General features: G+C 44.1%; 9 protein-coding genes and 1 pseudogene. 2 read left to right on the top strand and 8 right to left on the bottom strand.

Features of this window, described 5'->3' with window-relative positions:
- Positions 1–369: 369 nt before the first annotated feature.
- Positions 370–3,186: pseudogene (locus HMPREF9140_RS03215) on the top strand (helicase-related protein); the annotation flags it as partial.
- A 64-nt stretch (positions 3,187–3,250) separates the two neighbouring features.
- On the opposite strand, the gene HMPREF9140_RS03210 reads toward HMPREF9140_RS03215, so the two are convergent.
- The 6 genes from HMPREF9140_RS03210 to HMPREF9140_RS03185 all read right to left on the bottom strand — a co-directional run bounded on the left by HMPREF9140_RS03210 (position 3,251) and on the right by HMPREF9140_RS03185 (position 8,255).
- On the bottom strand, positions 3,251–4,255 hold the full coding sequence (locus tag HMPREF9140_RS03210) for a nucleotidyl transferase AbiEii/AbiGii toxin family protein (RefSeq protein ID WP_006951708.1): 1,005 nt from the start codon (positions 4,253–4,255) through the stop codon (positions 3,251–3,253).
- On the bottom strand, positions 4,240–4,947 hold the full coding sequence (locus HMPREF9140_RS03205) for a DUF6088 family protein (RefSeq protein WP_006951707.1): 708 nt from the start codon (positions 4,945–4,947) through the stop codon (positions 4,240–4,242). Before HMPREF9140_RS03205 ends, HMPREF9140_RS03210 begins: the two co-directional genes overlap by 16 nt.
- 90 nt (positions 4,948–5,037) lie before the next feature.
- The gene (locus HMPREF9140_RS03200; protein ID WP_006951706.1) at positions 5,038–5,346 is read right to left on the bottom strand and encodes a helix-turn-helix domain-containing protein; all 309 of its coding nucleotides are present in this window, start codon (positions 5,344–5,346) and stop codon (positions 5,038–5,040) included.
- Positions 5,334–7,394 (bottom strand): bifunctional DNA primase/helicase, encoded by a 2,061-nt coding sequence (locus HMPREF9140_RS03195; protein ID WP_006951705.1) that lies wholly within the window; start codon positions 7,392–7,394, stop codon positions 5,334–5,336. The genes HMPREF9140_RS03200 and HMPREF9140_RS03195 overlap by 13 nt, the downstream gene beginning before the upstream one ends.
- Positions 7,391–7,789, bottom strand: coding sequence for a hypothetical protein (locus tag HMPREF9140_RS03190; protein WP_006951704.1), 399 nt, complete (start codon positions 7,787–7,789; stop codon positions 7,391–7,393). The genes HMPREF9140_RS03195 and HMPREF9140_RS03190 overlap by 4 nt, the downstream gene beginning before the upstream one ends.
- Positions 7,776–8,255 carry a hypothetical protein gene (locus HMPREF9140_RS03185; protein WP_018571912.1) on the bottom strand — a complete coding sequence of 160 codons (480 nt, stop codon included), beginning with the start codon at positions 8,253–8,255 and terminating at the stop codon, positions 7,776–7,778. Before HMPREF9140_RS03185 ends, HMPREF9140_RS03190 begins: the two co-directional genes overlap by 14 nt.
- A 493-nt stretch (positions 8,256–8,748) precedes the next feature.
- Here HMPREF9140_RS03185 and HMPREF9140_RS03180 point away from each other — a divergent pair, with 493 nt between their 5' ends.
- Positions 8,749–11,490, top strand: a complete 2,742-nt coding sequence (locus HMPREF9140_RS03180; RefSeq protein WP_006951702.1) for a 3'-5' exonuclease — start codon at positions 8,749–8,751, stop codon at positions 11,488–11,490.
- 254 nt (positions 11,491–11,744) lie between these two features.
- On the opposite strand, the gene ruvB is transcribed toward HMPREF9140_RS03180, so the two are convergent.
- Complete coding sequence (gene ruvB, locus HMPREF9140_RS03175) at positions 11,745–12,782, bottom strand: Holliday junction branch migration DNA helicase RuvB (protein ID WP_006951701.1); 1,038 nt, start codon at positions 12,780–12,782, stop codon at positions 11,745–11,747.
- Between the two features lie 43 nt (positions 12,783–12,825).
- Complete coding sequence (locus HMPREF9140_RS03170) at positions 12,826–14,544, bottom strand: GH25 family lysozyme (RefSeq protein WP_006951700.1); 1,719 nt, start codon at positions 14,542–14,544, stop codon at positions 12,826–12,828.
- Positions 14,545–14,620: the final 76 nt, after the last annotated feature.

Raw genomic sequence — 14,620 nt, 5'->3', positions numbered from 1 at the left:
TGTGTGTGTGTGTGTGTGTGTGTGTGTGTGTGTGTGTGTGTGTGTTAGCAAATTATTTGGAACCACCAAATAATCGGGCACAAAAATAACAGAAAAGTTCTCGCCTTTCTGCCTCGGCATTGCGCCATGTCTATTGCTCATTGCACCTTGTCTATTGTTCATTGTGCCCTGTCTATTGTTCGTTGCACCCTGTCTATTATTCATTGTGATTGCACCTTGTCTTTTGTTCATTGTGCCTCGTATCATCTTGCTATTGATAACACTCTTACGTTTCACGGCGGCAAAGATAACACAATCTTTCCGAACTGCCAAATAATAGGAAAGGAAATGTTTGGAAGATCTCGTAAAAGACTACAGTAGGCGAACACCGACATCAACAAGAGCAAGGAGGTGACGGATAAGGTTACGGGAGAAACCAAGAACATTAAAGTAAGGGACGGACATGCCATACAGATGGCGAATGCCAAGATAGAGGAAATCAGACAGGGCTTTGTCGATTGGCTCGGACGCACACCTGACACGTTCAAGCAACAGCTCTCCGACCGTTACAATCGTCTTTTCAACTGTTTTGTGCGGCCCAACTTTGACGGTACGCACCAGACATTCCCCGACCTTGACCTCAGACGGTTGGGCATTGCCGATACCTTTAGGAAAGCTTATCCCAATGCTAAGGTACTCTATCCCGGCAAGAATGATTTCAACAAGCAGAACAGACAACGTATCTTCAACGACATCAAGAACAACGACTGGGACTGTATTATCTTGACGCACGAGCAGTTCGGAATGATACCGCAAGCATTGGAGATACAGGAGGCTATTTTGCAAAAGGAGATGGACTCCGTGGAGGAAAACCTCGAAGTCTTGCGCATGCAGGGGGCGGAGATTTCCCGTGGTATGCTCAAAGGCTCGGAGAATCGCAAGCAGACACTGGAAGCCAAATTGCAGGGGATTCAAGACAGCATTGCAGAGCGTAAGGACGATGCCGTAGATTTTAAGATGATGGGTATTGACCACCTCTTTGTCGATGAAAGCCACCAATTCAAGAACCTAATGTTCAACACACGCCACGACCGTGTGTCGGGCTTGGGCAATCCTGATGGTTCACAGCGTGCCTTAAACATGCTCTTTGCCATTCGTACCATACAAGAACGGTCCGGAAAGGACTTAGGAGCGACTTTCCTTTCGGGAACGACCATCAGCAACTCACTGACAGAATTGTACCTGCTTTTCAAATACCTGCGCCCACAGGCATTGGAGCGGCAGGGTATCAACAGCTTTGATGCATGGGCGGCGGTCTTTGCCAAGAAATCGACAGACTATGAGTTCTCCATCACAAACGACATCATTCAGAAAGAGCGGTTTAGGACATTCATTAAGGTGCCTGAGCTGGCTGCGTTCTATGCGGAGATATGCGATTTTCGCACTGCCAAAGACATCGGTATTGACCGTCCTGAGAAGAATGAGATTCTGCACAACATACGGCCTACGCCCGAGCAGGAGGTCTTTATCGGCAAACTGATGGAGTTTGCCAAGAGTGGCGATGCCACTCTCTTGGGACGAGCACCACTGAGTGAGAGTGAGGAAAGAGCAAAGATGCTCATCGCAACGGATTACGCACGCAAGATGAGCCTTGATTTACGCATGATTGATGAAAATGCGTACTCAGATCATATTGACAACAAGGCAAGTCATTGTGCGAAACTCTTGAATGACTATTATCAGAAGTACGATGCACAGAAAGGAACGCAGTTTGTTTTCTCTGATTTGGGGACTTACAAGCCCGGTGGAGACTTCAACATCTATTCGGAAATCAAAAGAAAGTTGGTGGAAGACTACCATATCCCAGCATACGAGATACGCTTCATTCAGGAATGCAAGAATGAGAAGGCAAAGAAAGCAATGGTGGATGCCATGAATCGGGGCGACATCCGCATCATTTTCGGCTCAACTTCTATGTTGGGAACAGGCGTGAATGCCCAACAGCGGGCGGTAGCAGTCCATCAACTCGATACACCGTGGCGACCGTCAGACCTTGAGCAACGCAATGGGCGTGCTATCCGAAAAGGAAATCTTGTCGCCAAGGAGTTTGCCGACAACAAGGTAGATGTCATCATCTATGCCGTAGAGCGTTCCTTGGACAGCTACAAGTTCAACCTGCTGCACAATAAACAGCTCTTCATCAATCAGTTAAAGACAAACACGCTGGGTAGTCGTACCATTGACGAGGGTTCAATTGACGAGGACAGTGGAATGAACTTTTCCGAGTATGTGGCTGTACTTTCAGGCAACACCGACCTTTTAGAGAAAGCAAGATTGGATAAGAAGATTACCACCTTGGAATCAGAACGTAAGAACTTCCTTAGGGAACGTGATGCTGCAACGGGGAAGTTGGCTGAGATTGAGAGTTCCGTGTCCTTCCATACGGATAAAATCAAGGAGGCACAGTCTGACTTAGCTCTCTTTGAGAAGCGTGTGGAGCGTGATGATGAAGGTACACCTATAAATAAACTGACAATCAAAGGTGTGGAAGACAGCACCGATATCAAGGCCATTGCTGCACGTTTACAAGAAATAGACGAAAAAGCTCGCACCAAAGGAGAGTACAACAAAATCGGTGAAGTGTATGGTTTCTCCATTATGGTCAAGACAGAGAGTACTTCCAAGGACTTGTTCGACTGTTCAGTGAATCGCTTCTTTGTGAAAGGGCAGGAGAGTATCTACTATACCTATAATAACGGTAAGTTGGCAACTGACCCGAAACTTGCGTGTCAGAACTTCATTAATGCCTTGGAACGTATTCCAAAGGTAATAGAGTCGCATGAGAAGGAAATGGCAAAGGTTGTTGCAAATAAAGAAGTTTATACTAATATTGCTAACTGTTCTTGGAAAAAAGAGGACGAGCTTCGCTCACTTAAAAGTGAAGCTGCGGAGCTGGACAGAAAGATTGCACTTACACTTGCACCACCGGAGGAAGAGAAAGAAGATGAGCAAAAAGTTGGTATAGAAGAAGATTTACGGCCATCTATAACTGCTTATGAAAGACGGACGGAACTGTCATCATCAGCTTCAACCTCAACTGTCCCTGACAATCCTCTGTCTGCCCAAAATGAAAATCAGCAAAATATCACGGACAAAAAGGACGTGATGAGTAATACCGTTGTGGCCAAACCCAAATGGAAAATGTAATGTTGTGTATGTCAAGTCTGCAAATGAGGAAATATATGCCCTGATTTGCAGACTTGAATATGTGTTATTGAGCGCTTATTTTTTCAATATGTACCTTCTCCAAGGACTTCAGTATTACAGTAAATGATGACTTTATTACTTCCGGAGATGGTATCGGTCGATAAGCAATCAAAGACAAATTCTTTTCGTATATGGGAGACAAAGACGTCCATAGCGCATCAAAGTCTGTCATCAACGGAGATGCGCTTAAACTTTCCAATTCACCCCATCCTTTCGGCTCGTCAAAAGCCTGACGGTCATGTCTTATAAGGCTTTCCACATCACTTGCAAACGCTTTGTCAAGAACATAGTCCCGAAGTTGCCCAATCGACAATAACGCATCCAAATCATAGAAATGGCGTATTTTGGACGATAAGGCGGCCAATGGGCTATTGCTCATTGAAAAGCGGATGAGAGAAACGGTTTTCTCACACAATGTTTGTTTAAGCGACAATACGTTCAATTCAAATGGCTCAAGGTGGTATTGGGTGATAAAATCATCCATACCCTGATTCTTCAGAAATGTAGTTACAAAGGGTTCTATCACCCGTTTTTCATTTGGAAACGGATTGGCAAACGCACTAATCTCCACAATTATACGGGCAGGAATTGGATTTGTACTTGCATCCAGTTCTATTTTGGCATCATAGAGAAATGCCTGTTTCCTGTATTTCGAACCTTTGGATATATCAGAAAATTCTTTGTCTTCCCTCAAACCTGCTGTTACTTCTTTCATGAGATGCGACAGGAGCGTTTTGACTTGGTTGCCGCTCATTTGCTCACTGATGACAGCGAAATCGACATCCTCTGAAAATCGGTTGATGAGTTGATATGCCTTGGACAATGAAGTTCCACCCTTAAACACTATTTGCGAGGCATAGGCACTCTTGGATAATAATCGGAGTACCGCTGATATGTAATAGTCTTTCTCTATCAGTTGGACAGGGATGGCCAAAGCATCTGAAGTTGCATGAACAAGGTCCACAAACAGTTCCGGCTCTAAATGTAATTCTTTCATTCTATGTTCCATTGATTGGAAATTGATTTTGATGAGAGTCCAATCCTAAATCGCGTCAGTGGACTTAATGTACGATGCAGTTCTGCAGCCAAAGGCTCCTCGTCGAGCATAGAGCCTAATAAGGCTCGCGTAAGCGGAGAATATCTCATAGCAAGCTCCACCAAGAGTTTTTTCCTCTTCTGGCTATACCCATTCACTTTGGTTTTAAGGAGTGAATACGATTTGTCAATAGCCGTATCGGGTATTTTTTTTATCCACTTTAAGCAATCCAACAATCGTAATAGCTCAATATTTTCCCGGGTAATCATATTTTTCTGCAAAACGAATCGTATGGCATATATCCCTCGTCTTCGGTTTCGGCTGAGGAAGTTCGTTCCAATTTCAATCATCGTTGACTGTTGTGTTGTCAATCCCAATAAGTTAAAGGCATAGAGACCTGTCAAATAACCAATCGGAATGTTGTTCTTGTAAAGTAAATCCTTGAACCGTTCTTCCAGCGCCGGACCAACAATTCCAAACTTCGTTTGCTTGGGCTTGTAATAAACACCCGGATTCAACCGCTCTATCGTTCCTTCTTGAACAAGCCGTCCCAAGGCAACTACGGCTGCATTCTGTTCTGCACGCGAAAGTTTCAAATCTTCCATACGAAAGACCTTACCTTCCTCAAAGCCCAAAACCTTTTGCCTTATTGTCTTACTTGTCATACTTGCCCGTTTTTGGTGCAAAGGTACTCTTTTTGTTGTGTAAATGCAAGTATTTACACAACAAAAAGAGGAGCAGTATATCCAAAACACCTACCATTCCTCCCGTTTTCGTACCATTTCATCTATCTCCTCGCGTAAAAACAACAAACGTCCATTGGCCTTAAGATAGGGGATTTTTCCTGCCCAAACCCAGTTGTAAACAGTTTTTTGTTCCACCTTCAAGATTTTGGAAACATCGATGATGTCCAAGTATTCCGGTTTCAATGGAGGGTGAACGGTTGTATCTATTTCCTGTTCCCGCAGGACGAGCAAACGGTCGAGCTTATCTTCCACATTCTTCAGTTTATCAAACAGGCGTTTCTGCCATGTATCTTCAGGCTGATGGTCTAAGTATGGCATAGTTCTCCTTTTTGATAGTTTCCATTTACATCTTGTGTCAAGATACGTTGCTCTTTCATATAGGCAATATATTTCTTCGCAGTTCTGTCCTTGATTTCCATTTCACGTATCAGAACCTCACACAGTTCTTGGTATGAGAGTTTGAGAGAACTTCGGAAAGCCTCTTTAATAACGGCAATAAGCTCATCGGTCTTTCGTTTCTCCTTATCCTCTTTCGATTTTTCTCCACGATAGACGTGCATATCCCCCACCTTGTCCCACCCGAAGAGTATCATCGGAACGTCCAGCGGACTTCCGTCACGGACTTTCAGTGCCTTTACCACCGAGTATTCCGGATTGTCATCTTTCTCTATAGAGAGGATACCTGCTGCCTTGCGTTGCAGCTCGGAACCGATGTGACCACGGAGCTTAATGCCATTCGGCACAAAGTGCAGCACGCAGATGATGCAAGTATTATATATGCCAGCTAAACGGTATAACTCATCTACAATGGCAATACTTTCCGTTTCATCGTTGGCGGAGCGTATCAAGTCGGCTATACCATCAATCACCACAAGATGGATGCCTCCATGCTTGTGGTGAAACAAATCCATGCTCTCACGGATAAGTTTCAATCTGTCCTTACGGGAGAGCGAGGCAAGGTACAGGGAGTGGTAAAACTCTGGTACAGTTTTCAATGAAGCACGTTGTAAGGTCTTACCCAAATTTTTGTGCAGTTGTGCCTCGGACTGTTCCGTGTCGTAGTGTAATACCGCCAAGCCGTTAGGGTTGGGCGTAATTTCCAATCCCAATGTCCTCTCGGAAGGTAACCGTTCTGTTCCTAATGTCCCAGCAAGAATGGCAGCCACATAATTGCTTTTGCCCGTACCTTCGCCGCCCGTAATACAAAACAGATTGTCTTGTGTCCCCAACGGTACGCCATTCACTGTCACAACGGACTTTGAAGCATCGGGGGGATTGTCATAGTCTATTTCACATGAACGTAGCATCATGATGGTCTGTGTATAAATTTGGGAGAGCATGGTTGACAGCAACCCTCTCAATTCTTTTTCATTATGTCCTAAGGCAAAGTAATCGGATATGTCTTTCTCACTTTTGATGCCTTGAAGGGGGAGCGTCAGGGTAAGGACCTTATAAGCGGACAGAACTTCCGCTTGCCGTTCAGCCTCCCTGAGTCCGGTCTCGTCCGTATCGTATAAGAGAATGATGTGGCGAAAACGAAGCAGCAGGCTCTCGATTATGCTTTCAGGGATTTGTGCAGTCTCACTGTTGAAACAGATGGCATTGAAATGATGGGCGGAGAGGGAAAGCACATCCTTCTCTCCACCCGTGATGAAGAGTATGTCGCCCTTGTTGGGCAGCTGTTCAAAGCCGAACACATAATCTTCCACTTTTTCTCCTCCATACAAAAACCGCATTTTACTGAATGGACGGTACACTTTAACAAAGTTCCTCATAGCATAGCAGAACATCGGTTCTTCCGAAGAAGAATAAATGGTATATGCCTTTCCTTGGTTTGAAACCGACTCAAAACGGGCTATGGACTTGACCTGAAAGCGCTGCAGGGTTTTCGTCCCGATACCGTATCGTTTCCAAAATTCAAGTTCGTTATCCTTGTAAGATTGTTCTGCGATCCTGAACCATTTCTTGGAGCCTACCTGCTTATTGGCATCCACGGATGTGGGAGGTTTGGGAAGAATATTGGCATTCGACTTGCTTTTCTCGCCCCAATCATTGTACGGCAATGAAATGTTCAGTTGCAGGTCATTGATAATCATCTTCAGCACTTTCATAAAATCCCTCCGTATATCCAAGCCTTGTATTGCGGCTGCAAACCAAAAACAGTCACCGGAATACATTTCGTTACCGAAGTCTTTCATGCGATAGCACTTCGACCTCGTGTCAAAATAGATATTGCAGGAAGCCCGTTTGTCCTCATATAGCGGATTCCGAAAATTCCGTTTGGGAACAAAATCAATCGGTATATAGAAACTGAAGACTTCCAGTCCTCTGTTTGTGTGTTCCAAGATTTCTTCCTTAATGTTCATAGTTCCTCAAACAAAATTTGTGAATCTCCCATATATCCTTTCTGGATACCGTCCTTGTAGGCATTGAGCCTTTGAAGTGCTTCCACTCTACGAAAGCCTTTGAAGGAAGCACGCCCCGTCTTGATTGCAATGTACAGTCCTTTGAAGGGATAAACCACATGATTGCAGGAAACATAGCGATAAGGGACAACCTTGCTGTCTCTCCATCGCGCCAGTGAAGCTCTGGATATGCCTAGAAGCCGCAGGACATCGGAAGAGTTCAGTTCAATCTTTTCTTCTAACACGGCATAGTCCTGTTTCAGTTCAAGAATGAAGCTTGCAATTCGATCCATGCTCTCTTTCAAGGAATGTATTTCCTCCAAAAGGGTAGCAGGAAGCATGTTATTCTCTGTCATCACGCATCAGTTTTTGAATAAGTTCCTCGATTGCTTCTATCAAATCATGAAATGTATATATGCAGTCTTGCTTTTTTACTATACGGTTGGCAAGAAATATGATATGCTGAATCATTCTTTTGTGATCTACCTGACAGAGCCTGTTCAACAAAAAGATGAGATCTTCTTTTTCAATTGTAAAGAAACGATGGTCTTTGTCTTCGGTGGTATGCACCAAAGATTCTATCATTCCTTTGGGAAGATGCAAAAGAAGCACATCCATATCGAATGCCGAGGCACATTTGGTATAGGTGTCAATTCTCAAATCTGTCTGCATTTTGCAATGCTTCCTAAAATTGGAATACTCCATACCAGCAACTTGGGCTCTCATCTTGCTGTTATCGCAAGAAGACAGCATGATTTCAAGAGTGGGAAGCACGATAAACAAGCGTCCCTCTCTCTCTTGAGGTATCATCTTCTTATCCATTTTGTGTATTAAATTGATTTTCAAATGCAAAGTTCTAAAGAAATAAACCTTTTTTTAGAATATTAAATTGCCAATGTTGGCAATATGAAACCATTTGCAATTTTTGTTGCTTTTCACACGGCATAGACCGTCAGTGCACGGTGCAAGTCCCTTTTATATATAAGGGCTTGCACCGTGCACTGAAATTGTAGCCGGAATCTTTCTAAAAGATTTTCAATCAAATATTTGGCGGCAGTTCATTTTTTATGTACCTTTGTACCCGAAATGACATAGGTGATGTCAGTAGAGCTAATTATTTAAGTACTCTCAAAATACTCTATAGTGGCTACAATTTGGTTACATAGATGAATGAGACCGATAAAAATAGTTGTGATACAAGGTGTTACAGAATCAAGTTCAAGTCTCGTACGACCGCAAAAGGAATGCTTCGTTTAAGAGGTATTCCTTTTTTATTTATATACTACTCAATGAAAGTCAACTATAAACTACTGCAATGAAAATCAACGACAGATACTACAACAAATCATGGATACCAGACCCAAGCCAAATAGAAGCAATTGAAGCGCAAGATAGTTATCATTTTGTGATGTCGCCTCCGGGATGTGGTAAAACTCAGATTCTTACAGAGCGGATACGCTACGCACATGATAAAGGAATAAAGTACACCGACATGTTCTGCGTAACATTCACTAACCGGGCAGCACGAGTGATTCGCGAACGCATTCGGTCAATCCTCGGTGATAAAGGAGCAGAAGAGGTTTATGTTGGAAATGTACATCGCTATTGCTCCAGGTTTCTTTATAAACATGCAGTCGTACCAGCAGGAAGCTCGATGCTTGACGATAACGATGCGATCGGAGTCATTACTCAATACACTAACGAGGACGAACATGCTATTATCGCGAATCCGGGGCGGCGCAGAATGTATGCCGAAATTATTCAACTAGCGGGATTAATGCATCAAATAATCCACAAACATCCTCGTCATTTGCGTATACATCCCGAATGTGTTAAGCCAAACGATATCCTAGCCATGCGAAGTATATGCAAGGCGCACCGCATGACGTTCGACGCAAAAGCTATGATAGACATCTTCGAGAATACCGATTTCTATCTGGATGCAGCTAAAGAGGGAGTTTACGATTTCAAGACACGACAGATAATAGAGCTTTTCCTGCGTAAGATGTCACTTGCCTATCGCTATAAAAGCGATAAACGAGCAAACAACCTGCTCGATTTCGAAGACCTGCTTCTTCTCACCTACGATGCTATGCGATCGGACTCTATCGGGAAATATAAGCGTTATCCCTGGGTACAGGTGGATGAGGTGCAAGACTTGAATCCCTTACAACTCGCAATCATCGATGCTATCACCGCTCCCGAAGGTGCAACGACTGTTTATTTAGGCGACGAGCAGCAAGCCATCTACTCTTTCATGGGTGCCAAAACCGAAACGCTCAATGACTTAAAAGAACGTTGTGCCGGCCACGTGCACTACCTCAATGTGAATCACCGCTCCCCAGCCTATCTCCTCGAAGTATTTAATCACTACGCTGAAAAAGTACTGAATATCGACAGGAATCTGCTACCCACGACTACCTATGCGCCAAAAAAATCAGGCGACGAGCTACGATTGATTGAATGCGACACCATAGAAACTGAAATGCAAGAAGTAGCTAATCTGGCCAGTAGATTCTCCCAAAACGATAAAGAAACCACTGCCATAATTGTAACTTCAAATCGCGAAGCTGACGCCATGAGTAAAGTACTTGACAGTCATAACCTACCACATTTCAAAGTATCGGGTACCGACCTCTTCTCGTCCGACGAAGTAAAGCTTCTCTTAGCCCACCTCAACGTGCTCGCTAACGAAGATAACCTTATTGCGTGGGTCAGGCTATTCAAGGGGCTAAAAGTGTTCGAAACTACCACCGCATCACGCAACTTCATCCGTGCACTAAGCGATCGCGCCATACTGCCAACCGACTTCCTGATCTACGATAACAGTACCTATGTTCAAGATTTCTACGAAGAATATGAGAATAGAGAAATTGTTATATTCGACACCGAAACAACCGGCCTAAACATCTTCGAGGATGATATTCTACAAATCGCCGCCGTAACCTTACGTCATGGCCAAATAGTCGAAGGCTCCGAATTCAATATATTCATTGCCACCCAACGTAAAATACCACGAAAGCTAGGCGATATCGAAAATCCTATCATCGAGGAAATGAAACACAACACCCTACACGACCATGCCGATGCCCTACAACAATTCATTAACTACGTTGGTCGCCGACCCTTGATCGGACACAACGCCGACTACGACTACAACATACTCATCCACAACCTAGAGCGCTATCTTCCACACATTGACCTACGCCAGCAATGCCCCAAATATTTCGATTCCCTCAAGCTCATCCGCCTTCTCGAACCTCACTTACACGAATATAAACTCAAAACTCTACTAACTATACTAAACCTAGAAGGTGAGAACTCACATCTTGCCGATGCCGACGTACATGCAACTTGTAGTCTTGTTGTATATTGCCATCGCAAAGCAGCCAAAATTATCGACAGTCAACAACAATTCATTAGTCACAAACGCGTTCAGGAACACATCTCAATCTTACGAAAAAGATATGCTAACCGCTATCTCCAAACCCGTCGGAATCTCTATCTGCGTAATGCCGAATCATCACTAACAAACCAACTCAACGAGTTCTACGAATACCTACTCGCAGAAAAATACATCGAAAAATTCGACAATCTGCCACGAATCATCAACTACCTCAACCACGACATGATAGACCCCTGCACTACCCCCTCGCTATATGAGCAATTCACCGCCCATATAATCGACATCAACAGCCTTAGAGAATCCGACATCTGCGGTAGTTCATCAATGACCGACCGCCTTTTCATAGTTACCCTCCACAAGGCCAAGGGTATGGAGTTCCACAACGTCATCGTCGTCAATGCTGTTGATGGTTGCTACCCTACCCGTTCCCACATTGCTACCCCTATGGCCATAATAGAAGACAGTCGCAAATTCTATGTAGGTCTATCCCGCGCCCGCAAACGTCTCTACATAACCTATTCCTCAATCAGTATTGAAGGCAACCGTCCTCAGGCCCGTTTCCTCACCAGATTCATGCAGCCTATCCTACACTATTTTCAACAGCTCCCAATTTTGCGACGCAGTGGGAAAAATATATTTTTAAAAAGTTAATCGTTTATAAAACAACATTTACTACCCAGGCATACAAAAAACTCATCTCCGACCTAATAAACCACATTAATCGGATAATCAACAACTGCAAAATTCACAAACTAGGACTAGAATAAGACACGGAATAGGATAAAGCATAAAACGCAGATTTATTTTTTGATATGATGAATTATATAATTTGTCTGGGAGCTTTTTCGCAGTGATACATGGATTTTTTCGTCCGTGTGCTCTCAAATCAAAGAACATAGAATATGTTAATAGTTGAACAAGCCGGGTTGGATTATGTCTGAGTCGTAGATATTTTTGCCCAAATGACGATAGGCCAACGGAGTTACCATACGGCCGCGAGAAGTACGCTTAATGAATCCTTCCATAATGAGAAAGGGTTCGTAAACCTCCTCAACTGTACCAGAATCTTCACCTATTGCTGTAGCTATAGTCGATATGCCAACTGGACCACCGCGGAATTTATCGATTATGGTGAGAAGAATCTTGTTATCTATCTCGTCAAGTCCGTATTGGTCTATATTGAGTGATTGCAGTGAAAGCCGTGCTATTTCAAACGTAATTTTGCCGTTGCCCTTCACTTGAGCGAAATCGCGCACTCGCCGCAGGAGCGAGTTGCATATTCGAGGTGTGCCACGCGAACGACGAGCTATTTCAACAGCGGCTTCAGATTCGATTGGGACTCTAAGTAAGCGTGCTGAACGGTTGACAATGTGCTGAAGCGTTTCGGGGTCGTAGTATTCCAAATGAAGGTTTATTCCAAAACGCGCCCGGAGAGGGGCAGTGAGCAAACCGCTGCGCGTTGTTGCCCCAACAAGAGTAAACGGATTGAGATCTATTTGGATTGAGCGTGCAGATGGGCCTTTGTCAATCATGATATCTATGCGATAATCCTCCATCGCAGAATAAAGATACTCCTCGACTACAGGGGATAGACGATGGATTTCGTCAATGAAAAGAACATCGTTCGTTTCGAGCGAGGTGAGTATGCCAGCTAAATCGCCCGGCTTGTCAAGTACTGGGCCAGAAGTGATTTTGAATCCCACTCCGAGTTCATTTGCAATGATATTACTCAAGGTTGTTTTACCCAATCCTGGCGGCCCATGCAGGAGGGTGTGGTCGAGCGATTCGCCTCGATATTTTGCAGCCTCGACAAACACACGCAGGTTTTCAACAATCTTTTGCTGCCCCCTGAAGTCGTCGAAATTAGGCGGGCGCAGAGCATTTTCGAATTCTTTCTCTCCTGCTGTGAGTTGTTTTTCTCTTATGTCGAAATCGTCATTCATTTACTCTACCTTTTTATTGTTTGCAAAGTTAGTTTCCCTCGATTCATTTCACACAATGCTTTTTAAGGAAGTTGTGATACTGGTTTTCGTAACCGTTGAAGACGTTGATGTCTACATCGCCATGAATACCGCTTATTCTACCGTCTGGACTTAGCTGCCAATAAGCCAGTTTTATGTCAGGTTTATATTCACCGTATCGTGCTATCCAAACGAGATAGTTGTCGGCCAGGTCGGGGGCTAAAGGAAGATACTTCTTCGTGAAACTCTGACTGATGTAAAGCACCGGTCGACATCCAGTACGCTTTGTCACCTTTTCCATCCATGCCCTGACACTTCTAAACAAAACCTCCGGTCCTCCCATATGCTTGATTTGCCAATCGGTGGGCTCCACATCGAGTACAGGCGGCATGTCACCTTTGCTCAGCATGCTATTCCGCAAGAAAAATTCGGCTTGTGCAGAACCAGGCGATATTGTAGAGAAGAAGTGATAGGTTCCGGTACGCACTCCATGTACTCTGGCCTGCTTATAATCGGTAGCATAGTAGGCATTGAGCACCGTACAGCCTTCAGTAGATTTGATGTAGATAAAGGACACTGGATAATCAACCCGTCCTTTTATTTTCTTATTGCTTAGCGTTCCAAGATGAGTTATTCGCAGCTTATCCCAGTTGATATCGTAGAGTTTACCTTTCTGTTCGTGTTGATGCCGCGAGATGTCAATGCCGTAAATTCGTTCGGCCGTATAGGTTAGACGTTCACCTTTGAAAACATTCGCTTTCCATTCACCAGCCTGAAGATATTCATACGGAGCGATATAGAATCCAAATCCGTCACGCATTCCTTTAACCCAATGACCTTCGTAGTAGCTGCCATTTCGTCCGTAGCGTTGTCCATAGCCTTCGGGCTTTCCTCCTTTCGTTTCACCGATGTAGAATCCCGCCGAATCAGCAATCGCATTCAATGACATCTCCGCCAACATACTACACCTTTCGGGTGTGCTACTCAGTTTTTTCAACAATTCGAGCGCATCGCTCGGCGTAAGTCGGGTGTGTATACGCAGAGGTGTACGTTTATGCTGGGTCTGCAAAAGAATCGCCCCGGCACTGGGATAAATAGCCAATCGGTTACATGATTCTTTACCCACAAAATAATTATTTATCTGCCTTACCCGGAGTTTATTCCCGGGCTTTATCGCCCGAAGTACCTTTATTAGTTTAGCAAGAGAATCCATTCTATGCACAACCGTCTGCTCATAAGCAGCGATAGAGTTGTATCCATAATCTTGCACGTTGTGAATCCTCAGATAATATCGCAACTCATTGTGTTGCGCCTCGAGTCCACCCAGTTCATTGTCGATTTTGATAAATATTTTTCGCAGAATACCGTGCAGTTTGTCGCTTTTGAGATTCACTATTCCCGACGGGCGCCCCCGCCATTGCGTAACGATCCGGCCGAAGCACGACGGCAGGAAATTCAACCGATTCACCCAATAGCCTTTCAGGTAAATGCGACGGGAGACGATTGAATCTTTCTTCGTACTTCCGCCAGTGAAGGTCGAGTCAGCATAATCGGCGAAATAAGCCACCGCCCTGTTATCGACTTCAAGTTCGTAGTGTGACCGTTGCTCTATGTTCACCTGACATTCTTGGATATGCCTTTCAGTCGGTGGTATTATTCTGTAAATGATGTATGCGGCTAAAATCACCAATATCAAGATAACGATTATTCGGATTGTCTGCCGTGTAATATGTGGATTAATCATGCCTACAAAGGTAATATATGAAAGGAGAGAGAATGTGTCAATAGGCACGTCCTCTCTCCTGTGAATCAGGTTAAGA

The organism is Prevotella micans F0438, from assembly GCF_000243035.1.
Lineage (GTDB): Bacteria > Bacteroidota > Bacteroidia > Bacteroidales > Bacteroidaceae > Prevotella > Prevotella micans.
The sequence above is the reverse complement of the archived record's forward strand: the minus strand, read 5'-3'. Positions and strand labels throughout refer to the sequence as shown.

Bases quoted from the DNA above. Each gene is read 5' to 3' on its own strand.
- HMPREF9140_RS03200 (WP_006951706.1), bottom strand. From the start codon at position 5,346: ATGCCATACTTAGACCATCAGCCTGAAGATACATGGCAGAAACGCCTG.
- HMPREF9140_RS03210 (WP_006951708.1), bottom strand. From the start codon at position 4,255: ATGGAACATAGAATGAAAGAATTACATTTAGAGCCGGAACTGTTTGTG.
- HMPREF9140_RS03185 (WP_018571912.1), bottom strand. From the start codon at position 8,255: ATGGATAAGAAGATGATACCTCAAGAGAGAGAGGGACGCTTGTTTATC.
- HMPREF9140_RS03190 (WP_006951704.1), bottom strand. From the start codon at position 7,789: ATGACAGAGAATAACATGCTTCCTGCTACCCTTTTGGAGGAAATACAT.
- ruvB (WP_006951701.1), bottom strand. From the start codon at position 12,782: ATGAATGACGATTTCGACATAAGAGAAAAACAACTCACAGCAGGAGAG.
- HMPREF9140_RS03205 (WP_006951707.1), bottom strand. From the start codon at position 4,947: ATGACAAGTAAGACAATAAGGCAAAAGGTTTTGGGCTTTGAGGAAGGT.
- HMPREF9140_RS03195 (WP_006951705.1), bottom strand. From the start codon at position 7,394: ATGAACATTAAGGAAGAAATCTTGGAACACACAAACAGAGGACTGGAA.
- HMPREF9140_RS03180 (WP_006951702.1), top strand. From the start codon at position 8,749: ATGAAAATCAACGACAGATACTACAACAAATCATGGATACCAGACCCA.
- HMPREF9140_RS03170 (WP_006951700.1), bottom strand. From the start codon at position 14,544: ATGATTAATCCACATATTACACGGCAGACAATCCGAATAATCGTTATC.